At 69.6% G+C, this 22,066-nt stretch carries 19 protein-coding genes and 1 tRNA gene; 7 read left to right on the forward strand and 13 right to left on the reverse strand.

All coding sequences use genetic code 11. From position 1 onward, the window contains the following. Positions 1-21: 21 nt before the first annotated feature. The 4 genes from hrcA to lepA all read right to left on the reverse strand — a co-directional run bounded on the left by hrcA (position 22) and on the right by lepA (position 4,904). Complete coding sequence (gene hrcA / locus AB0P18_RS07305) at positions 22-1,059, reverse strand: heat-inducible transcriptional repressor HrcA (protein ID WP_363359502.1); 1,038 nt, start codon at positions 1,057-1,059, stop codon at positions 22-24. 113 nt (positions 1,060-1,172) lie between these two features. After that, positions 1,173-2,384, reverse strand: a complete 1,212-nt coding sequence (hemW, locus tag AB0P18_RS07310; RefSeq protein WP_363359503.1) for a radical SAM family heme chaperone HemW — start codon at positions 2,382-2,384, stop codon at positions 1,173-1,175. Next, positions 2,384-3,034: a DUF1990 family protein gene (locus tag AB0P18_RS07315; RefSeq protein ID WP_363359504.1), complete on the reverse strand. Its 651-nt coding sequence runs from the start codon at positions 3,032-3,034 to the stop codon at positions 2,384-2,386. Before AB0P18_RS07315 ends, hemW begins: the two co-directional genes overlap by 1 nt. A 19-nt stretch (positions 3,035-3,053) precedes the next feature. After that, a complete protein-coding gene (gene lepA, locus AB0P18_RS07320) occupies positions 3,054-4,904 on the reverse strand; it encodes a translation elongation factor 4 (RefSeq protein WP_344053781.1) in 1,851 nt (616 codons plus the stop codon). Between the two features lie 35 nt (positions 4,905-4,939). Between lepA and AB0P18_RS07325 the strand changes: the two genes are divergently transcribed. After that, positions 4,940-5,683 (forward strand): alpha/beta hydrolase, encoded by a 744-nt coding sequence (locus AB0P18_RS07325; protein ID WP_363359505.1) that lies wholly within the window; start codon positions 4,940-4,942, stop codon positions 5,681-5,683. Between the two features lie 113 nt (positions 5,684-5,796). Next, positions 5,797-6,057, forward strand: coding sequence for a 30S ribosomal protein S20 (gene rpsT / locus AB0P18_RS07330; protein ID WP_344053785.1), 261 nt, complete (start codon positions 5,797-5,799; stop codon positions 6,055-6,057). An 86-nt stretch (positions 6,058-6,143) separates the two neighbouring features. On the opposite strand, the gene holA is transcribed toward rpsT, so the two are convergent. From holA to pabB, 5 genes are all read right to left on the reverse strand, one after another. Beyond that, positions 6,144-7,184 carry a DNA polymerase III subunit delta gene (gene holA, locus AB0P18_RS07335; RefSeq protein WP_344053787.1) on the reverse strand — a complete coding sequence of 347 codons (1,041 nt, stop codon included), beginning with the start codon at positions 7,182-7,184 and terminating at the stop codon, positions 6,144-6,146. A 9-nt stretch (positions 7,185-7,193) separates the two neighbouring features. After that, positions 7,194-9,587, reverse strand: coding sequence for a ComEC/Rec2 family competence protein (locus AB0P18_RS07340; protein ID WP_363359506.1), 2,394 nt, complete (start codon positions 9,585-9,587; stop codon positions 7,194-7,196). Next, positions 9,584-10,216, reverse strand: coding sequence for a ComEA family DNA-binding protein (locus tag AB0P18_RS07345; protein WP_363359507.1), 633 nt, complete (start codon positions 10,214-10,216; stop codon positions 9,584-9,586). Before AB0P18_RS07345 ends, AB0P18_RS07340 begins: the two co-directional genes overlap by 4 nt. Before the next feature lie 96 nt (positions 10,217-10,312). Next, the gene (leuS, locus tag AB0P18_RS07350) at positions 10,313-12,901 is read right to left on the reverse strand and encodes a leucine--tRNA ligase (RefSeq protein WP_363359508.1); all 2,589 of its coding nucleotides are present in this window, start codon (positions 12,899-12,901) and stop codon (positions 10,313-10,315) included. A 70-nt stretch (positions 12,902-12,971) separates the two neighbouring features. Then, the gene (pabB, locus tag AB0P18_RS07355; RefSeq protein ID WP_344053795.1) at positions 12,972-14,273 is read right to left on the reverse strand and encodes an aminodeoxychorismate synthase component I; all 1,302 of its coding nucleotides are present in this window, start codon (positions 14,271-14,273) and stop codon (positions 12,972-12,974) included. Between the two features lie 42 nt (positions 14,274-14,315). On the opposite strand from pabB, the gene AB0P18_RS07360 reads away from it, so the two are divergent. The 3 genes from AB0P18_RS07360 to AB0P18_RS07370 are packed head-to-tail and all read left to right on the forward strand — an operon-like array spanning position 14,316 to position 16,805. Next, the gene (locus AB0P18_RS07360; RefSeq protein ID WP_344053796.1) at positions 14,316-15,014 is read left to right on the forward strand and encodes a DedA family protein; all 699 of its coding nucleotides are present in this window, start codon (positions 14,316-14,318) and stop codon (positions 15,012-15,014) included. 4 nt (positions 15,015-15,018) lie between these two features. Further along, on the forward strand, positions 15,019-16,056 hold the full coding sequence (locus AB0P18_RS07365; RefSeq protein ID WP_344053798.1) for a phosphatase domain-containing protein: 1,038 nt from the start codon (positions 15,019-15,021) through the stop codon (positions 16,054-16,056). A gap of 35 nt (positions 16,057-16,091) precedes the next feature. After that, positions 16,092-16,805, forward strand: coding sequence for an SOS response-associated peptidase (locus tag AB0P18_RS07370; RefSeq protein ID WP_363359509.1), 714 nt, complete (start codon positions 16,092-16,094; stop codon positions 16,803-16,805). A gap of 12 nt (positions 16,806-16,817) precedes the next feature. On the opposite strand, the gene AB0P18_RS07375 is transcribed toward AB0P18_RS07370, so the two are convergent. Next, positions 16,818-18,491, reverse strand: coding sequence for an acyl-CoA dehydrogenase family protein (locus AB0P18_RS07375; protein WP_363359510.1), 1,674 nt, complete (start codon positions 18,489-18,491; stop codon positions 16,818-16,820). Beyond that, the gene (locus AB0P18_RS07380) at positions 18,488-19,573 is read right to left on the reverse strand and encodes a putative zinc-binding metallopeptidase (RefSeq protein WP_363359511.1); all 1,086 of its coding nucleotides are present in this window, start codon (positions 19,571-19,573) and stop codon (positions 18,488-18,490) included. The genes AB0P18_RS07375 and AB0P18_RS07380 overlap by 4 nt, the downstream gene beginning before the upstream one ends. A gap of 334 nt (positions 19,574-19,907) precedes the next feature. On the opposite strand from AB0P18_RS07380, the gene AB0P18_RS07385 reads away from it, so the two are divergent. Then, on the forward strand, positions 19,908-20,405 hold the full coding sequence (locus AB0P18_RS07385; RefSeq protein ID WP_363359512.1) for a hypothetical protein: 498 nt from the start codon (positions 19,908-19,910) through the stop codon (positions 20,403-20,405). 125 nt (positions 20,406-20,530) lie between these two features. Further along, on the forward strand, positions 20,531-21,007 hold the full coding sequence (locus AB0P18_RS07390; RefSeq protein WP_363359513.1) for a hypothetical protein: 477 nt from the start codon (positions 20,531-20,533) through the stop codon (positions 21,005-21,007). 90 nt (positions 21,008-21,097) lie between these two features. Here AB0P18_RS07390 and AB0P18_RS07395 read toward each other — a convergent pair whose 3' ends face one another. Then, positions 21,098-21,325 carry a hypothetical protein gene (locus tag AB0P18_RS07395; RefSeq protein WP_363359514.1) on the reverse strand — a complete coding sequence of 76 codons (228 nt, stop codon included), beginning with the start codon at positions 21,323-21,325 and terminating at the stop codon, positions 21,098-21,100. Between the two features lie 580 nt (positions 21,326-21,905). After that, positions 21,906-21,981: transfer RNA gene (locus tag AB0P18_RS07400), tRNA-Ala, on the reverse strand. Between the last annotated feature and the right edge of the window lie 85 nt (positions 21,982-22,066).

Here is a 22,066-nt window from a genome sequence, read left to right on the forward strand (position 1 = left end):
CGTTCGTTCACGGATGCCGCTTCAGCGGTTCTCGTCCTCGTCGAGCATCCGGGTGAGGTAGCGTGCGACGGCACGGACCGCCGCGAGATTGGTCGGGTAGTCCATCCGCGTGGGGCCGAGGACCCCCACTCGGGCGCGGACGCCCGTCGTGTCGTATTCGCTGGCGAGCACGGAGGCCTCGCCGAGGCCGAACGGCTCGTTCTCGCGGCCGATGCTCGCGGCGAGTCCCTGCTCGTCGGCGACCATCTCGCTCATGAGCTTCACGAGCGTCACCTGCTCCTCGATCGCTTCCAGGAGCGGGTAGATGCTGCCGCGGAAGTCCGCCTCGCTGCGCGCGAGGTTGGCTGCTCCCGCCATGACGAGACGGTCGTGCCGGAACTCTTCGAGCTCCTCCGCGACGACCCGCAGGATCGCGGTCGTCGCTGCGCTGGTCGGCGTCGGCACGGGATCGACGGCGGCGAGGCGTTCATCGACGCTCTGCGCGCCCTCACGGACGAGCCGGCCCACGAGCACTCCCGCCACGTCAGCGCGGATGCGCGCGAGATCCTCTTCGGCGAACTCGTCGCGGACGATCGCGAGACGCTGCGAGACCCGACCAGTATCGGTGACGAGGATCACCAGCATCCGCCCACCGCCGAGCTGGACGAGTTCGACGTGCGACACGTTCGCGCGCGCGAACGACGGATACTGGACGATCGCGACCTGGCCCGTGAGCTGGGTGAGGGCCCGCACGGTGCGCGCGAGCACGTCGTCCAGATCGCCGGGTCCCTCGAGGAAGGTCGTGATCGCCGTGCGCTGTGCGGGAGACAGGGGCCGAAGCTCGGAGAGGTGGTCGACGAAGACCCGGTAGCCCTTGTCCGTCGGCACCCGGCCCGAGGACGTGTGCGGGGCGGCGATGAGCTCTTCGTCCTCGAGGAGCGCCATGTCGTTGCGGATCGTGGCGGCCGAGACGCCGAAGGCGTGCCGCTCGACGATCGCCTTGCTGCCCACGGGCTCGCGGGTGTCGACGAAGTCCTGCACGATCGCCCGCAGCACCTGCAGTCCCCGATCGGTGACCATCTCGCCTCCTCACCCGCTGTTCGGCGGAACGGATGTGATCGCCCGTCCGCGCTGTTGGCACTCGCCCGTTCTGAGTGCCAATTCTAGCGGATCCGCCCGGATACGGATCGCGCTCAGTCGGTGAGCGCGCGCACGACGGCGTCCGCGAGGAGTCTCCCGCGCACCGTCAGGACGACGTGGCCGCGCACGGCTGCGGCTCCGTCGATCAGGCCGTCGGCGATGAGTCCCGCGACCGCGTGCCGACCCTCGCCGATCAGTTCGGCCACCGGCATCCCCTCGCGGATGCGCGTCTGGAGCAGCGTGCGCTCGAGCGTACGCGCGGCGGCGTCGGGCCGCTCCCGGCCGGCCGCAGGCGATTCGCCCATCGCCAGGCGCTGCGCGTATGCCGCGGGGTGCTTCACGTTCCAGAAGCGGACACCCCCGATGTGGCTGTGTGCGCCGGGGCCGAAACCCCACCAGTCGCTCCCCCGCCAATATGCGAGATTGTGGCGCGAGCGATACTCGCGCGCCCGCGCCCAGTTCGACACTTCGTACCAGGAGTAGCCGGCTTCTTCGAGCAGACGATCGGCGAGCTCGTACATGTCCGCTTCGAGGTCGTCGTCGGGCGAGGCCACCTCGCCGCGCGCGATCTGGCGTGCGAGCTTCGTCCCGTCCTCCACGATGAGGGCGTAGGCGGAGATGTGGTCGGGTCGGAGCGCGATCGCCGCCTCGAGCGACGAGCGCCAGTCGTCCAGCGACTCCCCCGGCGCCCCGTAGATCAGGTCCAGGCTGACCTGGAGGCCGGCCGCGCGCGCCGCGCGCACCGCGGTTGCGACGTTCTCGGGCCGATGCGTGCGATCCAGGACTGCGAGGACATGCGCGACGGCGGACTGCATGCCGATCGACAGTCGGGTCACGCCGGCCCGAGCGAGCTCGTGGGCGACGGCATCCGTCACCGTGTCGGGGTTGGCCTCGACCGTGATCTCGGCTCCCGGAGCGATGCCGAAGGCATCGCGGACCCCGTCCAGCATGCGCGCCAGGTCGCCCGACGGAAGCAGCGTCGGTGTGCCGCCGCCGAAGAACACCGTCTCCGCCGGCCGGACCGCTCCCGCGTCCTCGAGCACCGTCGCGGCCAGCCGCACCTCGTGCAGCAGGGTGTCGGCGTACTCGTCCTGCCGCGCACCCCGCAGTTCGGAGGACGTGTACGTGTTGAAGTCGCAGTATCCGCACCGCACGCGACAGAACGGAACGTGGAGGTACACGCCGAACGCCGTCGCCGGATCCACCGTCACCGGCAGGGCACCGTCGCGCGGCGCGGGCTCGCCGATGGGCAGCGACGCGCCCATCAGGCGGGAGTCGTGTACAGCGGAGAGATCGCGCGCAGGTACCGCGTGAAGAGCTCGCGACGCCGGCGGCGGGTGAGGGCCGGCAGGAAGCGGTAGAGAAGCGCGGCGGGTGCATCGAAGGCGCGCACCGTGAACCAGACCTCGTCGTTGTCGTACCACTCGATCATGAACGACTCTTCACCGCTGACCACCGAGCCGCCGACGGTTCCGAGCGCGAATCCGATGCGCCGGGGCTCCTCGACCGCGAAGATCACCCGCAGCTCGCCGTCGGCCCGCTGACCCCGCACGCGTCCCTCGAGCCGGACGGTCGTCCCCGGTCCGACGTACGGCGTGCCGTCGCTGTCGAACCGCTGATCCGCCTCGAGGCGGCTCGGGGTGACGGGCGTGCCCTCGGCGTCGAAGCTGACGCCGGAGTACATCGGTCCCGCCGCGGGGCGCACATCCGTCAGCGTGAGTCCGGCGCCGCGTTGCGCGGTCCACGACAGCAGTGCGTCGCCGGCGGTCTGGAACCGCGCCTGCCCGCTGCCGATGCGCCACGACTCCTGCGCCGGGATGCTCCGCTCGGGCGGGTACTGCATGAGATCGGGTGCCTGGGTCGCCCCGACGGCGGCGTAGTCCACCGTCTCGTCCTTGAAAGTCCCGCGTCGCATGCTCACCTGCCTTATCCGCCTACTTCTTGTCCTTGCCTTCGACATCCCCGGACAGCGCGGCGATGAACGCCTCCTGGGGGACTTCCACGCGACCGACCATCTTCATGCGCTTCTTGCCCTCCTTCTGCTTCTCCAGGAGCTTGCGCTTGCGCGTGATGTCTCCGCCGTAGCACTTCGCCAGGACATCCTTGCGGATAGCCCTGATGTTTTCGCGTGCGATGATGCGCGCGCCGATCGCCGCCTGGATCGGCACCTCGAACTGCTGCCGCGGAATGAGCTTGCGCAGCCGCTCGGTCATGAGCGTGCCGTACGCGTACGCCTTGTCCCGGTGCACGATCGAGCTGAACGCGTCGACCTTCTCCCCTTGCAGGAGGATGTCGACCTTGACCAGGTCGGCTGTCTGAGACCCCGCGGGTTCGTAGTCCAGGCTCGCGTAGCCCTGTGTCTTGGACTTGAGCTGGTCGAAGAAGTCGAACACGATCTCGCCGAGCGGCATGTTGTAGCGGAGCTCGACGCGATCCTCGCTGAGGTAGTCCATTCCGAGGAGCGACCCGCGGCGGGCCTGGCAGAGCTCCATGACGGTGCCGACATAGTCCTTCGGCAGCAGGATGCCGACCTTCACGACCGGCTCGTACACCTCGGCGACGCGCCCGTCGGGGTACTCGCTCGGGTTCGTGACCACCACGGTCTCGCCCGTGTCGGTGTGCACTTCGTACGTCACAGAAGGAGCCGTCGTGATGAGGTCGAGGTCGAACTCGCGCGCGAGACGCTCGGTGATGATCTCGAGGTGCAGCAGACCCAGGAATCCGCAGCGGAAGCCGAAGCCGAGCGCGACGGAGGTCTCGGGTTCGTACTGGAGGGACGCGTCGGACAGCTTGAGCTTGTCCAGCGCCTCTCGCAGGAGGGCGTAGTCGGAGCCGTCGATGGGGTAGATCCCCGAGAAGACCATCGGCTTCGGGTCGGTGTACCCGGCGAGCGCTGTCGTCGCGGGCTTGCGCTGGTTCGTGATCGTGTCGCCGACCTTGGACTGGCGGACGTCCTTCACACCGGTGATCAGGTACCCCACCTCGCCCACGCCGAGCCCCTTCGTCGGGACCGGCTCGGGGCTGGACACCCCGATCTCGAGGAGCTCGTGCGTCGCGCGGGTCGACATCATCTGAATCCGCTCACGCGGCTCGAGCTTGCCGTCGACCATCCGGACGTACGTGACGACGCCGCGGTAGGAGTCGTACACGGAGTCGAAGATCATGGCCCGCGCCGGGGCGTCCGCGTCACCCTTCGGCGCGGGGATCTGCCCGACGATGAGGTCGAGCAGGCTCTCGACGCCCATGCCCGTCTTGCCGCTGACGCGAAGGACGTCCTCGGGATCGCCTCCGATCAGGCCCGCGAGTTCGGCCGCGTACTTCTCCGGATCGGCGGCCGGGAGATCGATCTTGTTGAGCACCGGGATGATGTGCAGATCGTTCTCGAGCGCCAGGTAGAGGTTCGCGAGCGTCTGAGCCTCGATGCCCTGCGCGGCGTCCACGAGCAGGATCGCCCCCTCGCACGCCGCGAGCGAGCGGCTCACCTCGTACGTGAAGTCGACGTGACCCGGGGTGTCGATCATGTTGAGCGCGTACGTCTCACCGTCGAGCTGCCACGGCATGCGCACCGCCTGGCTCTTGATCGTGATGCCGCGCTCGCGCTCGATGTCCATCCGGTCGAGGTACTGCGCGCGCATGTCGCGATCGGCGACCACGCCGGTGATCTGCAGCATCCGATCGGCGAGCGTGGACTTGCCGTGGTCGATGTGGGCGATGATGCAGAAGTTGCGGATCAGCTCGGGCGGGGTCGCCGACGGCTGGAGGGGCTTCAGGGCGCGCGGTGACATATCCGGTCGATTCTACCGGCCCGTATCCTGGACCGATGGCTGTGCAGGTCGTGCTCGTGCACGGAATCCGCACGTCCGCCACCATGTGGCGTTCCCAGGTCGTCTCTCTGCAGGAACGCGGGGTCTGCGCCGTCGCTGTCGATCTGCCGGGCCACGGAGCGCGCATGGCCGAGCGGTTCACCCTCGCCGGGGCGTTCGCGACGATCGACGACGCGGTGCGGGATGCCGCCTCCCGCGGCCCCGTCCTCCTGGTCGGGCACTCGATGGGCGGGCTGCTGTGCACCGAGTACGTCGGGGCCGAGGAGCCGCCGCCGGTCGCGGGGTTCGTCGCCGCATCGTGCACGTCGCTGCCGCGCGGGGTCGCGCTGAGCGCCTACCGCGCGCTGGCGCGCGGATTCGACGCGCTGCCCGATCGCGGGATGTGGCTCACGAACCGCATGCTCGACCGCATCCTTCCCGCGCACACGCGCGACGATTTCGGCGCTGGAGGCTACGCGCTGGACACGCAGGATGTCGCCCTGAGCAGTCTCTCGGCACTGGACCTCCTGGCTGCTGTGCAGCGCATCCGCGTCCCGCTGTGGTTCGTGAACGGCCAGTACGATCAGCTGCGGGTGCACGAACGACTCTTCCTGCGGCTGGCGCCGCACGCCGAACTCGTGGTCGTCCCGCGCACGACCCATCACGTCACCGTGATGCGGCCGGAGGTCTTCACCGCCGTGTTGAACCTCGCCGTCCGGACGCTCGAGCGGCGCGAGTCAGAGGTGGCTTCCCCGACCTGATAGACTCGGTGATTGGCTTGCGTGTGGGGCGACCCTCACGACCGCCGAACGACAGCCCTCTTCTGTCGGCCGGCACTCACCGAATCCTTCGAAACGAAAGACCGACGACAAACGTGGCAAACATCAAGTCGCAGATCAAGCGCAACAAGACCAACGAGAAGGCGCACGAGCGCAACAAGGCCGTGAAGAGCGAGCTGCGCACGGAGGTGCGTCGCACTCGCGAGGCCGTCGCTGCCGGCGACAAGGCCGCCGCTGAGAAGGCACTCGTCCGCGCGACGAAGAAGCTGGACAAGGCCGCGAGCAAGGGCGTCATCCACGCCAACCAGGCCGCGAACCGCAAGTCGGCGATCGCCAAGCAGGTCGCGGCGCTCTGAGCGCCCGACCGACACCGGTCATCACACGAAGGCCCGTCCCCCCGGGGACGGGCCTTCGTCGTCTGTCGGGCTCGGCCGAGCGTGGGTCAGGCGCTGCCGAACGGCGCCCGGGTCGCGATGATCGTGATGAGACGCTCGATCGCGAAGACGCTGTCCCGTGAACCGCCCTTGACATCGACGTCCGCCTGCGCGGCGGCCTGGATCGCCATGCCGAGCGTCGCATCGCTCCAGCCGGAAAGATCGCGTCGCGCCCGATCGACCTGCCAGTCCTTCAGGCCGAGCCGGGCGGCCAGCGCGGCAGCGGGTTCACGGTGACCGGCCACCCGCGCCATCGTGCGGAGCTTGGAAGCGATCGCGGCGACCAGAGGAACGGGATCGGCCCCCGAGGCGAGGGCGTGGCGCAGTGCCACGAGCGCTTCGCCGTAGCGACCGGCGATCGCGGTGTCGGCGACCGCGAACGCCGATGTCTCGACCCGTCCGCCGTAGTAGCGCTCGACGATGTCTTCGGTCACGTCGCCGGGCACGTCGGCGATCAGCTGCTGGCACGCGGCGGCGAGCTCGGTGAGGTCGTCGGCGAACGCGGAGACGAGCGTGCGCAGAGCCATCGGTGCGATGCGCTTGCGCGCCGAGGTGAACTCGCCCGCGGCGAAGTCGAAGCGGTCGGAGTCGCGCTTGATGGCGGGGCACGCGATCTCGATGCCGCCGCCTTCGCCGGCACGGATCGCATCGAGCAGCTTCTTGCCGCGGACGGTGGCACCCGTGTGTCGGAGGACGACGGTCGCCCCCTCCTGAGGCAGGGCGAGGTACGACAGCGCTTCGGACAGGAAGGAGTCGGAGCACTTCTCCACCCCGCTCACCCGGACCAGACGCGGCTCGCCGAACAAGGACGGTGAGCTCACGGCGAGCAGAGTCCCGGCGGCATAGTCGTCGGCGCGGACGTCGGTGACCTCGAGGCTGGGGTCTTCCGCACGCAGATACTCGCGGATGCCCGAGGTCGCCCGCTCTGCGCACACGTCTTCGGGGCCGCTCACGAGCACGATCGGCGCCGGTTGCGGAGCACGCCACGAGATCTGCGGGATGACGCTCTTCGCGCGCGTTGCCGGTGCCCGTCGCGCGCTGGTGGCCATGACTCCAGCCTAGCGAGCGGGTGCGACGTCCTCGGCGCGCTCGCGCCACAGCACCACCCCGCTCCCCTCCCTCCAGAGCGCCACGATGCCCGCGCGATCCGTCCGGGCGATCCGTGTGCCGAGGCCGCGCAGGATCGTGAGGATCTCGGCACGCGGGTGCCCGTACGTGTTGTCCGCGCCCACCGAGATCACCGCGACGCGGGGCCGGAGGAGTTCGTACAGCTCGGGGTCCTGATCGGCGCTGCCGTGGTGGGCGACCTTCACGAGGTCGTACGGCGGCGCGAGCGCGCCGGAGTGCACCAGTGCGGTCTGCGGCGCGCGCGAGAGATCTCCGAGGAAGACGGATGCCGGCATCCCGCCGCCCGTGACCTCGACCACGACGCTCACGTCGTTCCCCGGAGGAAAGGCCCGCGTTCCGGCCGGCGGCCACAGGATCCGCCACCGCGCCGCACCCAGGATGCCGCTCTGACCCGCGTGGCCCGCCACGATCCGTGAGCCGGCGCGTTCGAGATCGCGAAGGGCACGAGCGGCGTCCGGCGTGCCGACGACCCCGTGCAGGGTCGTGTCGACGCGATCGACGACGGCGGCGACACCGCCGGCGTGATCGAGGTCGAAATGAGTGAGGACGAGCAGATCGATCCGGCCGATCCCGGCGCGCGCGAGGCACTCCTCCAGCAGCGCCGGATCCGGCCCGGTGTCGATGAGCGCCACCGCACCCGCCGAGCGCACCATGACCGCATCTCCCTGGCCGATGTCGCACGCCAGGACGCTCCAGCCGGCAGGGAGGGTGAATCGACCGGCGACGCCGTCGAGCGCGGCACCGCCGGCCACGATGCCGACGGTGAGCGCGAGGACGATCGCCGCAGCGCCGCGGGCGATCCGGACACGCGGCAGCCGGCGACAGCGGGGCGGGCGTGACGCGCGCGGCGCCACCACGACGAGAAGTCCGATCGACACGCTCACCGCGGCGAGGGTCAGGACGCCCAGTGGCCCGTCGAGCCAGGGCAGCTGTCCGCCGGGTAGGCGGCTGAAGACCTCGGCTGTGGCGGCGATCCACGCGGCGGGGAGCCAGGCGATCGCGGTCAGCCCCGCCTGGAGGATCGGGATCGGAGCCGCAAGGCACGCAGCGAGACCGATGATCGTCGCCACGGGCGCTGCCGGTGCGGCGAGGAGGTTCGCGGCGACGCCGTACATCGGCACGGTAGGCGTGATGACCACGAGCAGGGGGCCGCAGGCCAGCTGTGCCGCCAGCGGGACCGACAGCGCGAGAGCGAGCGATCGCGGCAGGAGCCTGCTCATCCCGTGAGCCAGTGGTCGTGCCCACAGCAGCAGCGACGCCGTGGCGACGGTGGACAGTGCGAAACCGAGCGACGACGCCAGCCACGGATCCGCCGCCAGCAGCACGGTCACCGCCACGCTCAGCACCGCGATCCCTGCGGACGTGCGCCCGAGCATCAGGGCGAGCATCGCGATCAACGCCATCGCCCCCGCGCGGACGACGCTCGGCTCGGGGGTGACCAGCAGGACGAATCCCGTGAGCGCGAGGGTGCCGCCGATCACCCGCGCGCGCCGCGAACCGCCGAGCATCGCGACGAGGAGGAAGGCGATGCCGACGACGATCGCGCAGTTGGCCCCGGAGACCGCGGTCAGGTGGGAGAGCGAGGACGCCTTCATCGCCGCGTCCAGATCGGGCCCGACCGCCGATGTGTCCCCCACCGCGAGGCCGGCGATGAGTCCCGCGCCGGGTTCGGGGAGACCTGCGGACGCGTGTGCGAGCCCGCGTCGCAGGTCTCCGGCGACCGCGAGCGGGCCCGCCGGGCCGTCGCGCACCACCACGCCGCGGGTCGCGCTCACGAGAAGGACCGCCCGGGACCCGACCGGCGCGCGGCGGGCGGTGCCGCTCGCCTCGACGACGGCACCGACATCGAGTCGCTCCGCGGTATCGACGAGGTCCGGCCGCACGCGGATCGAGACATCGATGCGGACGGGCTTGCTGTCCCGCCCCGTGGAGAGCCGCGTGGCGACCGCATCGAACTCCCACTCCCCCGATGCGCGCCGTTCGATCTTCCCTGTGACCTCGGCCCGCATCACCAGCGCGCGGCCGCCCTCGAGGCCGAACCGCTCCGCCGCCACGCGCGGGGGCTGTGCGATCGCGACGTGGGAGGCGACGACGGCAGCCCCGACAAGACTCAGGATCAGGATCGTCCACAGCCTCGCTCGTCCCACCCGCGGCGAACGGCGCGCGTACCGCCGGGCCGTGTGGACGCCGAGCGCACCGATCGCGGACGCCCACAGGACGAGTGCCACGACCGGGGACGCCGACGGCAGCAGGGTCACCAGCAGCGCCACCGCCCATGCGCCAGCGGCGACCGGGACCAGGCGCAGGCCCACCGGTCTGCTCACACCGTCACCGCGTCGCGCAACGCGTCGAGCATCTTCTCGCCGATGCCGGGAACCGCCAGCAGATCCTCCACGCTTGTGAACCGCCCGTTGGATTCGCGCCATTCGATAATCCGCTCGGCCAGGGCGGGCCCGATGCGCGGGAGGGTGTCCAGCGCCGCCGCGTCGGCGGTGTTCAGGTTGACCCTCCCGTCCCCTGCGGGTCCGGCCGTGGTCGAGGGCGGTGCGCCTCCCACGACCGCGACGACGACCTGCTCGCCGTCGCTGAGCGGGCGGGCGAGGTTCACCGCGGACTCATCCGCCTCGGCGGTGAACCCGCCGGCGGCGGCGATCGCGTCGACCACGCGGGCGCCGTCGTCGAGGACGTACAGCCCGGGTGCGGCGACCGCGCCGGAGACATGGACGAAGACGGATGCCGGCCGACCGGCATCCGCGGGGGCGTCGCCGTCGATCGTGACCGACCCGCTGCCGCTCTCGACCGGAACGGCTTCGATCGGCGCCAGGGCGCCGCGGACGACACCGATCCCGACGGTCACCGTGAGCGCGACGAGCACGACGACGACCGCCGCACCCAGGCCCAGCCGGGCACGGGGACTTCGGGCGTCGCCGCGTGCACTCTCGTCCGCCGACACCCTGCCGAAGCTAGGTCACCGCCGGACCGGTGGGGTGCCCGCGGGTCGAGTCGGTGGACAGCTGTGATCGACCGCGCCCTGGGGAGGAGCGCCGCGTCAGTTCGTGCTGAAGCTCACGACCTTGGGCGGACGGACGACCGCGCGCATGATCTCCCGTCCGGCCAATGCCCGCTGCACGCGCGCGTCGGCGCGGGCGAGAGCCTCGAGATCCTTCGCATCGATGCGGGCGGAGACCTCGAGCGTCGCCCGCACCTTGCCGTCGATCTGCACGACCGCGGTCACGGTGTCCTCGACGAGCAGGGTCGGGTCGGGTGCGCGCCATGGCACGAGGCCGACGAACGGCTCGTACCCGAGCGTCTCCCACATCTCCTCCGCGGTGTGCGGCGCGAACAGGTCCAGGACCATCGCCGTCACCTCGGCCGCCTCGCGCACCGCCGGGTCGGCCTTGCCCGGACCGCTGTCGATCGCCTTCCGGGTCGCGTTGACGAGTTCCATGAGGCGGGCGACCACGACGTTGAACTTCGTCTGCTCGACGAGGGACGGAGCATCGGCGAGGAGGCGGTGCGTGACCCGCCGCAGGGACTCGTCTCCCTCGGCCCACACGACGTCGGGGTCGCTCTGCACGTCGTGGGCTACCCGCCACGCCCGCGCGAGGAACTTCTGCGCGCCGGTGGTGGAGACGTCCTCCCAGTTGATGTCGTCCTCGACGGGTCCGGCGAACGCGATCGCCGTGCGGACGGCGTCCGCGCCCGGCTCGCGCATGCTCGCCGAGAACTCGACGAGGTTCCCCTTGCTCTTGGACATCTTCGACCCGCCGAGCAGCACCATGCCCTGGTTGACCAGGCTGGAGAAGGGCTCGGTGAAATCGACCAGCCCGGCGTCGAAGAGGACCTTCGTGATGAAGCGCGCATACAGCAGGTGCAGGATCGCGTGCTCCACGCCGCCGATGTAGGAATCCACCGGTGCCCACTTCGCGGCCTCCGCGGTCGAGAACGCCTCGTCCGCGTCATTCGGCGTCAGGAAGCGCAGGAAGTACCACGAGCTGTCCACGAAGGTGTCCATCGTGTCCGCGTCGCGCAGCGCCGGCTCACCCGTCTCGGGATCCGTCGTGGTCATCCACTCCGTCGCGCCGCCGAGCGGCGACGTCCCCTTCGGCGTCAGATCCAGCCCCTCGGCATCCGGCAGCGTCAGCGGCAGCTGATCGGCGGGGACGGGCACGATCCGCCCGTCCTGCGTGTGGATCATCGGGATGGGCGTGCCCCAGAATCGCTGGCGCGAGATGAGCCAGTCCCGGAGGCGGTAGGACTTCGACGCGCGTCCGGTTCCCGCGGCGGCGAGCTCTTCGGTGATGCGCGCGATCGCGTGGCGCTTGGAGAGCCCGTCCAGCGACCCGGAGTTGATCATGCGACCGTCGCCGGTCAGCGCGATGCCGGTGCGGGCCGGATCGATATCGGCCAGCGACTCCTCCAGAGCGCTCTCGGACGGCTCCCCGTTCTCGTCGAGCTCGATCACGGGGATCGCGCCGGTGATCGGAGCGGTCGTGTCGACCACGACCTTGATGGGCAGATCGAAGGCGCGCGCGAAATCGAGATCGCGCTGATCGTGCGCGGGCACGGCCATCACGGCGCCGTGGCCGTAGTCGGCCAAGACGTAGTCGGCGGCCCAGATGGGCAGCCGCTCGCCGTTGATCGGGTTGATCGCCCACCGCTCCAGGAACACCCCGGTCTTCGGTCGGTCGGTGCTCTGTCGCTCGATCTCGCTCGAGCGCCCCACGTTGGTGAGGTAGTCCTGGAAGCGCATGCGCACCTCGGCCGACGAGCCGGAGGCCAACTCCGCAGCGAGATCGCTGTCCGGCGCGACGACCATGAAGGTCGCCCCGTGCAGGGTGTCCGGCCGCGTGGAGAAGACCGTGACCTTCTCGGGGTGCCCTTCGATCTCGAAGTCGATGTCGGCGCCGACCGAACGGCCGATCCAGTTGCGCTGCATCCGGATGACCTTCTGCGGCCAGAAGCCTTCCAGCTGGTTCAGGTCGTCCAGCAGACGGTCGGCGTAATCGGTGATCTTGAAGTACCACTGCGTGAGCTTCTTCTTCACGACCTCCGCGCCGCACCGCTCGCAGTGACCGTCCACGACCTGCTCGTTCGCGAGCACCGTCTGGTCGTTCGGGCACCAGTTGACCGGGCTCTCCTTGCGGTATGCCAGCCCCCGTTCGTACAGCAGCTGGAACAGCCACTGGTTCCACCGGTAGTACTCGGGGTCGCTCGTGTGCAGGATCCGCGACCAGTCGTAGGACGAGCCGTACTCGCGGAAGCTCTTCTTGTGCTGCTCGATGTTCGCGTACGTCCACTCGCGCGGGTCCGCACCGCGCTGGATCGCGGCGTTCTCGGCCGGAAGGCCGAACGAGTCCCATCCGATCGGGTTCAGGACGTTGTAGCCGCGGTGGCGCCAGAAGCGGGCCACGACGTCGACGTACGCGTAGTTCTCGGCGTGCCCCATGTGCAGGTCGCCCGAAGGGTAGGGGAACATGCCGAGCACGTACTTGCGCGGCCGTGAGTCCCCGGTGCCGCCGGCGCGGAACGGGTCGGACTCCGCCCAGCGCGCCTGCCACTTCTGCTGGATCGCGTACGCATCGTATCCGCCCCCGTCTGCGGGCGCGGTGGTGTCGGGCGGAGGGGTCTGGGACACGGAGCGGAAACCAATCGTGGAAAGGAAGATCTGGCGCGGAGCGCGTCTTCCAGGCTACCGGACCGTCGCCTCACCAGCCGTGGGGCAGGTCCGCCCCGACCGCAGCCAGCGGCCCGCGGGCCTTCACACCGACCTCGGCGACCTCGGCGGCGGCATCCGAACGCCACGTGATCCCTCCCCCGGCACCGACGTACGCACCCCCGGGGCGGATCACGATCGAGCGGATCACCATCGCCAGATCGAGCGCGCCGTCGTGGCCCACCCATCCGAAGCACCCCGCGAAAACCCCCCGCGGTCCCCGCTCGAGGTCGTGCAGGATCGTCATCGCGGAGAGTTTCGGTGCGCCGGTCATGCTCCCGGCGGGAAAGCCCGCCTCCAGGAGTGCACCGAGCGTCGTGCCCGCCCGGAGTGTCCCCGAGACCGTGCTGACGAGCTGGTGGACCGCGGGATAGGACTCCACGACGAGGAGGTCGTCGACCGCGACGCTGCCCGGCTCGCACACGCGGGAGAGATCGTTGCGCATGAGGTCGACGATCATGATGTTCTCGGCGCGCTCCTTCTCGCTCGCCCGGAGCTCGGCCGCGAGAGCGGCGTCTTCGCCGGGATCGGCGCTGCGTGGGCGCGTCCCCTTGATCGGACTCGTGCGCACGACCGCACCGCGCACCTCGAGGAAGCGCTCGGGGCTGGCGCTGACCAGAGCCACGGTATCCGCGCGGATGACCCCCCCGTGATGCGCGGGTGTCCGGGCACGCAGCCGTCGGAAGGCCGCGACGGGATCCACGACACCGGCGATCTCGAACCGCGTCGTGAGGCACAGCTGATACGCGTCTCCACGTCGGATGGCCTCGCGGCATCGGCCGATGAGCACGGCGTATTCGTCGGGGGTGTCGCGCGCCGTCGCGACCGTGGGGGGCGCATCGGCGACCGTCGGCGCCGCAGTCGCGGCGCGAACCCGTTCCGCGAGCGCGGTCGCCACCTCGGCGGGACCGATCGCCCACACCCGGCGCGCGGAGTGATCGAACGCGACGAAGGACTCGACGGCCAGCCACGTCTCCTCCTCGGACGCGGAACCGGATGCCGACCCCGGCGCACCGGCTCGGCGCGCGCCCTCGTCGTACCCGACCCAGCCGACCCAACCACCCCGGAACGGGCCCGCCGCCCACTCATCGGGCGTCCGGGATGCGAGCGGCACCGCGCGCACCCGGGACGGATCCGTCTCCGGGATCCCGGTGCCGACCCAGCTCCATCCCTCGACCGCGTCGGGACCGGCATCCAGCCAGAACGAGTGCGGATCGTTCCCGCAGATCGCAGCGTGCACGGATGCCGGCTCCCGCCAGTCGCCGACGGGCACGGCGGTCGGAGAGGCGGGCATCCTCTCAGAGTAGAGGCGCACCGACCGCTCTAAGCTTCCGGTGTGAACGAGTTCCTCACGTGGCTGCTCGACGCCGTGCAGAGTGTCGATCCCGTGCTGAGGACGGTTCTGGCCGGGGTCGCGATCATGCTGGAGACCAGCGTGCTGATCGGGCTGGTCGTCCCCGGGGACACGATCGTGATCGTCGCCGGGACGGCGGTCGCCTCCCCTCTCGAAGGCGTCGTCCTGATCGTCGCGGTCGTGATCGGGGCTCTGCTCGGTGAGAGCGTCGGGTTCTGGCTGGGACGCGTGCTCGGGCCCGCGATCCGGCACTCGCGTCTCGGGAAGCGCATCGGGGACGCGAACTGGGAGCGCTCGGAGCGATACCTGCGTCGCCGTGGCGGTCCCGCGATCTTCATCTCCCGCTTCCTCCCGGTGCTCCATTCGCTCGTGCCGCTCACCGTGGGGATGAGCGGCTACTCCTATCGGCGCTTCCTCGCCTGGACCGTTCCGGCGTGCGTGATCTGGGCGAGCCTGTACGTGTCCGTCGCCGCCGTCGCCGCCGGGACCTATCGCGAGCTCGCCGACCAGCTGCACTTCGCGGGCTACATCTTCGTCGGCATCATCGTCGTGTTCCTGCTGCTCGTGTTCGCGAGCAAGAAAGTCATCGAGCGGGCCGAGCGCAAGCATCTCGGTGCCGACGACGGAGCTCCCGGATCGCAGCCGGATGCCCTGCCCCGGACAGGCGACATGGAAGACTGAGGGGATGCCTTCCCCGGAGCCCGTCCCCGTCCGGCGCAAAGTGCTGTGGCTCGCCCGCCTGGAGTATCGCTTCCACGCGTGGCGCGAACGGCGTGCGCGCGCCCGCGGACTCACACCGTCTGCGACCCCGTTCCCCGGCTACGGCGGGCCGGACTGGGTGCGCGTACTCGGTCGTGTGCTCATCGTGCCGCCGGTGCCCCTCCTCGAGGGAGGAGAGTACGCGAGCGTCCGCGGCTGGCGGAGTTTCGCCTCGGTTCCGGTCGGGTACGCGCAGGTGCGGATCACGATCGGGGGCGCCGTGCACGAGGTCGTGGCCGATCGCGGCGGGGTGATCGACGCGGAGATCCCGGCGAAGCTGCCGGCAGGCTGGCAGACGCTGGAGATGTCGGTGGAAGGTGGCGAGCCCGTCGAGACGCGGGTGTTCGTCGTGGGACCGGACGTGACGTTCGGCATCGTGTCCGACGTGGATGACACCGTCATGGTGACCGCGCTCCCTCGGCCACTGCTGGCGGCGTGGAACTCGTTCGTGGTGAACGAGCACGCGCGGCAGCCGGTTCCGGGCATGGCGGTCCTCATGGAGCGTCTCGTCCGCGACGAGCCCGGCTCCCCCGTGATCTACCTCTCCACCGGAGCATGGAACGTCGCGCCGACGCTCATCCGGTTTCTGCGGCGTCACCTCTTCCCGTCCGGGTCGGTCCTCCTCACGGACTGGGGGCCGACGCACGACCGGTGGTTCCGCAGCGGCAAGGCGCACAAGCTCTCCAACCTCCGCCGCCTTGCGGCGGAATTCCCGCACGTGAAGTGGCTGCTCATCGGCGACGACGGCCAGCACGACGACGCGATCTACACGACGTTCGCGGGCGAGTTCCCGGACAACGTCGCCGCGGTCGCGATCCGGCGGCTTTCGCCCGCGGAAGCCGTGCTGGCCGGTGGACGCACCGCGGTCGACGATCACACCGCGGCCTCGGTGCCCTGGGTCACCGAGTCCGACGGTGCCGGCCTCGCCGACCGCCTGACCGACATCGGCATCCTGGAGCGCTGAGCGGCGCGTCGGAGGCCGCGCGTAGGCTCTGACGCATGTGCGGACGTTTCGTGGTGGCGAACGTGGGCTCCGAGCTCGTCGGGGTGCTGCGGGCCGACCTGGTCTCCGAGCACCTGCCGGAGCCCTCTTACAACATCGCGCCGACCTCGCCGGTGGCGATCGTCCTCGATTCGGCGAAGACCGAGCCCCCCACGCGTCGGTTGGAGACCGCGCGCTGGGGACTCGTTCCGGCGTGGGCCAAGGATCCCGCGATCGGGGCGCGCGCCTTCAACGCACGCTCGGAGGAGCTCGAGGACAAGCCGATGTTCCGCAAGGCTCTCGAGAAGCGTCGCGCCGTCGTGCCGGCATCCGGGTACTACGAGTGGAAGAGCGTCGACGGCACGAAGATCCCGCACTACATCCACCCGTCCGACGACTCGCCGCTGTTCTTCGCCGGCCTTTACGAATGGTGGAAGAACCCGGCTCTGGCTGACGATGATCCCGATCGGTGGATGCTGAGCTTCACGATCCTGACACGTGATTCGATCGGTCGGCTGGGCTCGATTCACGATCGGATGCCGCTCTTCCTCGATCCGGATCACGCCGACGCGTGGCTGGATCCCACGACCGAGAACGTGCGGGACGTCCTGGACGCCGCGATCGACGCCGCCCCGGCCGTCGCCAAGACCCTCGATGACCATGTGGTCGGCAAGGCCGTCGGGAACGTCCGCAACAACACGCCCGACCTCATCGAACCCGTCGCGTCCTAGCTCGCTGACGGCTCAGTGCCGCGCGAGGATCCCCGCGGCGTCCGTCCCGCGGGGAAGGACGCCGTACTGCCAACCGCGATCCTCGCCGAGCCGCGCGCCGATGAAGGCCTCTGCATCGACGGACGGCGCGTACCGGAGCATGAGCGAGGCCTGCAGGGCGAGTGCGAGTGCTTCGCACATCCGACGGGCGTCGCGCTCGGCGTTGTCGTTCGTCGCACCGGTGACGGCGCGCAGGAGTGATTCGGTGCGGGCGAGGTGGGCGTCCAGAAGTGGGGATGCCCCTGCGGTGATCTGCAGTTCGGCGATCAGCGCGTCACCGGACTCCGGCTCGCGGCCGAGCGCCCGCAGGGCGTCGAGGGCGACGACGTTCCCCGAGCCCTCCCAGATCGACAGCACCGGCTGCTCGCGGTAGCGGCGCGCGAGCGGGAAGTCCTCGGTGTAGCCGTTGCCGCCGAGGACCTCCATCGCCTCGTAGGCATGGTGCGGCCCGCGCTTGGTCACCCAGTACTTCGCCACGGGCGTCGCAAGGCGCCGGAATGCCGCGTCCTCGTCCGAGGCGTCCGCGTCGAACGCGTCAGCGAGCCTCAGCCCTGTGAGCATGGCCGCCTCGGACTCGAGCGCGAGGTCGGCGAGCACGGTCGTCATCGCGGGCTGATCGACCAGCATCCGCCCGAATGCCGCACGTCCGCGCGCATGCCACACGGCTTCGGCCACGCTCTGGCGCATGCCGGCGGCTGTGCCCAGGACGCAGTCCATCCGCGTGCGCTGCACCATCTCGCTGATGGCTCGCACACCGCGTCCCGGTTCGCCGATGAGGAAGCCGACGGTGCCGTCGAATTCGATCGAGGCCGAGGCATTGGATCGATTGCCGAGCTTGTCCTTCAGATGCTGGATGCGGAAGACGTTGCGCATGCCGCGCGGCAGGAGCCGCGGCACGAAGATGCAGGAGAGGCCCTCATCCACGTTCCCGCGCCGCGTCCGGGTCAGCACGAGGAACGCGTCCGACATGGGCGCGGAGCAGAACCACTTGTGGCCAGTGAGCTGATAGCTGTGTCCGCCCATGAACGTGCCGACCGTCGTGGACGCGCGGACGTCCGATCCACCCTGCTTCTCGGTCATCGCCATGCCGATCAACGCGCTGCGTTTCTCCTCATTGGGCAGCAGACGCGGCTCGTATTCCCGAGACGACATGCGCGGCATCCAGTCGGCGGCGATCGATTCCGACAGAGCGATCGTGGATGCCGCGGCGTGGGTCATCGACACCGGACATGCGTGGCCGGCCTCGCCCTGCGCGAACAGCAGGAACGTCGCGGCGCGCGCGACGGCGGCGCCCGCACGGTCCTCCACGGGGCTGTGGGCGCCGTGCGCGATCGCCTGGCCCAGGATCCGGTGGTAGGCGGGGTCGTAGTCGACCTCGTCCAGGCGGAAGCCCCAGCGATCATGCGGATGCGCGACGGGCGAGTGCGTGTTCGCAAGTGTCGCGTCGCGCTGGAAGTCCGCTGACCCGACCAGCCGACCGACGTCGTGGAGCTCGTCGTGCGCCCACGCGGCGCCGAAGGTGGTCACGGCGTCACGGAGAGCCGTGTTCGCGCCGTACTCGTCGATCTCTGTTCGTACGGGCGGCTGGTTCTCGACGTAGTGCGTCGCCGGTCCGATGACGCGCTGGCCGCGGGCGACGGATGTCATGTCAGCTCCTGGGTCCACGGGGTCGCGAGCGCCTCTTGCTGCTCGGGTGTGAGCGGCGCGCGGGTCACGATGTCGTGCATGAACGCGAGCTTCTCGCGCACGGGCCGGACGATCTCGAACGGGTAGAGGTCACCGAATCCCATCGCCCGGTTGATGCGGTTGAACGCCTGCGACATCCACTCCCAGTCGGTCAGCAGTCGCTGCACCGGTTCGTCCTCGTAGGACTCGCGGGGTACGACGTCGACGTCGCGCATGCTCGTCACTGCGGCGTCGAGGCGGATGCCGATCGCCGCCGCCGTCTGCAGGGTCCCCGTGATGTGCAGGTAGTGAGCGAAGGTCTCGGCGAAGTCCTCCCACGGGTGCATCGTGGCGTACTCGGAGATGAACGACTCGTGCCAGTCCTCCGGTGCGCCGTACCGGTAATGCCGGGTGATCGCGTCCTGATAGCTCGCGCGCTCGTCGCCGAAGAGCGCGCGGCAGCGCGCCCACGCCTCGTCGTCGGTGAGCAGCACGTTCTGGAAGTAGTGCCCGACCTCGTGTCGCAAGTGGCCGAGGATCGTGCGGTAGGGCTCGCCCAGGCGCACCCGCATGGCCTCCCGACGGTCGTCGAGGCTCTCGGCGAGATCGATCGTGATGATGCCGTTCGCGTGCCCGATCATGACCGGTCGGCCTTCGGACAGGCTCGAGATGAGGTCGAAGCCGAGGCCGCCCTCCCGCAGATCCCACCCGACGATCGGGAGCCCGAGATCACCGAGCTGCAGCAGCAGGCGGCGTTTGGCCTCTTCGACCTTCGACAGCTTCTCCAGGGCGACGGTGTCGTCGGAAGCAGGACGTGTGCGCGTCAATCGGCACGAGAAACATCGGCCGGCCGGTGCGTCCTCTCGTACGAGCCAGTTGCACGACCACTCCCGGTTCGAGCACGTGTACCACGTGCGTCCGTCGATCACGGTCTGATTGCCCCGCAGACCGTGGAACTGCCGCGTGAGCATCGAGTAGCCGAGGTCGGCCCCGCACTCGGGGCACGTGAGCCGGTCGAGGTAGAGGAAGTGGCGACAATGCGGACACCGCGGCTGTGAGGTCACGTCCTCACCGTAGCGCGCGGGTGCGGGGCGGACGCCTCGTTGTGGCCAGACCGGTCCCGTCGTCCCGAACCGGACGCGAGACCACGCCCGGCCGCCAGTCTCTGGAGGTCAGCCCATCGTCGAGTGTCCAGGACACGCCGCAGCGCGTGGCCTGACGACGGCGCGTCGTGGACACTCGACCCGCGGAGCGAGATGCAGAACGCCCTCATCCGCATGACGTGCTCGGGGTCACCGCCCGAAGTGGCTGCGGCCGCAGGGGATGCTGAGGCCGGGCGGTGACGTGGAGCGCGCTGTGCGCGGGAGCCGGTGTCGAGGTGGCACGTATGCTTCGGTGATGACCAGATCCCTCACCCCCATGAAGCCTCTTGTCCTCACCGCCGGCGTGCTCGCGATGGCGTTCTCCGTCGTCGGATGCTCCGCGCCGGCGGCCCCCGATGAGACGGCGGAGCCCGTCATCGTCGATGTGCCTGCCGCTTCGCCGACGGCGGAACCGTCCGACGCGGATGCCGCTTCGTGCGTCGCGTTCGCGGATGTGCTCACCATTATCACGACCGCTGAGAACGGCCTGCAGTCCGGGCGGATGCTGCAGCAGGAGTACGACGGGTGGTACCGCTTGGCGACGCGTGTGCTGGATCGGGTGCCCACCACCGGGCAGGGTGCGGTCAGCGACGCCCTGACCGCCCTCAAAGGGATCGCCCCGCCGATCCCTTCCGGGACGATGGACACCTCCGGGATCAACACGGAAGAGTGGTACGCGGCGATGGCACCGCTCGGTGAAGCGTGCACCGCGGCCGGGGGCGCGCTGACTGTCGAGAGCTACATCGGCGGCTGAACCCCGCTCAGGGCAGCAGCGAGGACATTGTGCGCCGCGTCGGAGAAGATGACAGGGCGCGCACCTCCCCGCCGAGCTCATCTACTGATCCGGGGGATGTCGGGTCGGGGCAATAGCCTGCGCACATGAAACACCGCCTTGCATCACTCGCTGTCCTCGCACTCATCCTCACCGGCTGCTCCGCCACCGCAGGAGGTGACACGGACGGGACCGCCACGTCTGGTGCAACCTCTTCTGCGCCCGTGGAGGAGGTTCAGGAGGCTCCCGCAGAGCCGCTGGACATGACCGGCGAATGGAAGCAGACGAACTCCAACAGCGCCGACAGCTATCAGGCCGCGACCATCTCCGGTGAGCAGATCACGATCAACTGGGTCAACGACGCAGAGTCCACCACAGCTCTCTACTGGGCCGGAACCTACGTCCCGCCCGCCGATGGCGCGCAGACCCACACCTGGGATTCGGCGAACGACACCACCCAGACCGACAGCGCCATGCTCGCCTCCGGCGACCCGACGAAGACGTTCACGTACGAGAACGGCGTGCTCAAGTACGAGCTGACCGCGATGGGCGTGACCATGACGGTGGAGATGAGCAAGCAGTAACCGCGTCACAGAGCGCGAAGGGCTCCACCTCGAGCCACGCACACGAAGCGCGGCGCCAGTTCCGAGAACTGGCGCCGCGCTGTTGTCTGCTCACTCCTTATCAGGCACCAGCCTCGAACGACTGTCCTGCTTGTCGTTGCGATGTAGGACGAGCGCGACAGCACCGAGCAGCACCGCGGGGAGGATGGCTGACAGTGCCAGCACAGCCCACCCTGTTGCCGGTCCCTGGTCCGCGAATACCGGGGCGACGCAGATGCCCAGTACTACGGTGACCAGCGCGGTGGCAGTAAGCAGGCGGTTTCGGTGCTTAAGGGTCATGGCTTATCCACCTCCGGGGTAGGAAACGGGGCGGCAGATGATGTTCTGGTAGGACGGGTTGCCGTCAATGCCCTGCGAGAAGTAGACCCACAGTTAGTCAATGCCTGGGCATGCGCCTTGGTTATCACCGTACGTGGCCGCAACGGCGACAGCCACCCCGGTAACGAGGCCCATCAGGCGGTTCAGGATTGCAATCGCCCCGACGAGCGCAGCGGCCGCGCCATTGCGGATCGCGATTTGGTCGGTGTTGTTCAACGAGATGTAGGTCTCGGCACCGTCCCCGCCCGTCGCCAAGTTGGGTGTCATCGTGCCCGGCGAAACCGTGAACGGCTACACAAGGCGATCATTCGGCCCCGCGATCTCTCCTCGATAGCGCGATGGCTCGGCACACCGCTGGCGCCGAGGTAGGCCCGCAGTTGCGATGTAGACCCGCACGAATATGCGACCCTCGGGTCTTGTCGTGCTGCCGAACGAGCTGTCGGCATCAATGTGGCCAGTGGGACCAGGTCGCTGATCGGAGACCAACTGCGAAGACAACTCTCCTAAAGCCAGAAAACCCCCGGCGAACCGGGGGTTTACGTGGTGGACCTGAGGGGACTCGAACCCCTGACCCCCTGCATGCCATGCAGGTGCGCTACCAGCTGCGCCACAGGCCCGGATGGTCTCGCGGATGCCCAAAAACCCCCGGAATCTTGCCCTTCGGCTTCACTCCGGTGGTGGTGACTGCCAGCATACGCGACT

Source organism: Microbacterium sp. NPDC064584, assembly GCF_040687315.1.
Taxonomy (GTDB): Bacteria; Actinomycetota; Actinomycetes; order Actinomycetales; family Microbacteriaceae; genus Microbacterium; species Microbacterium lacus.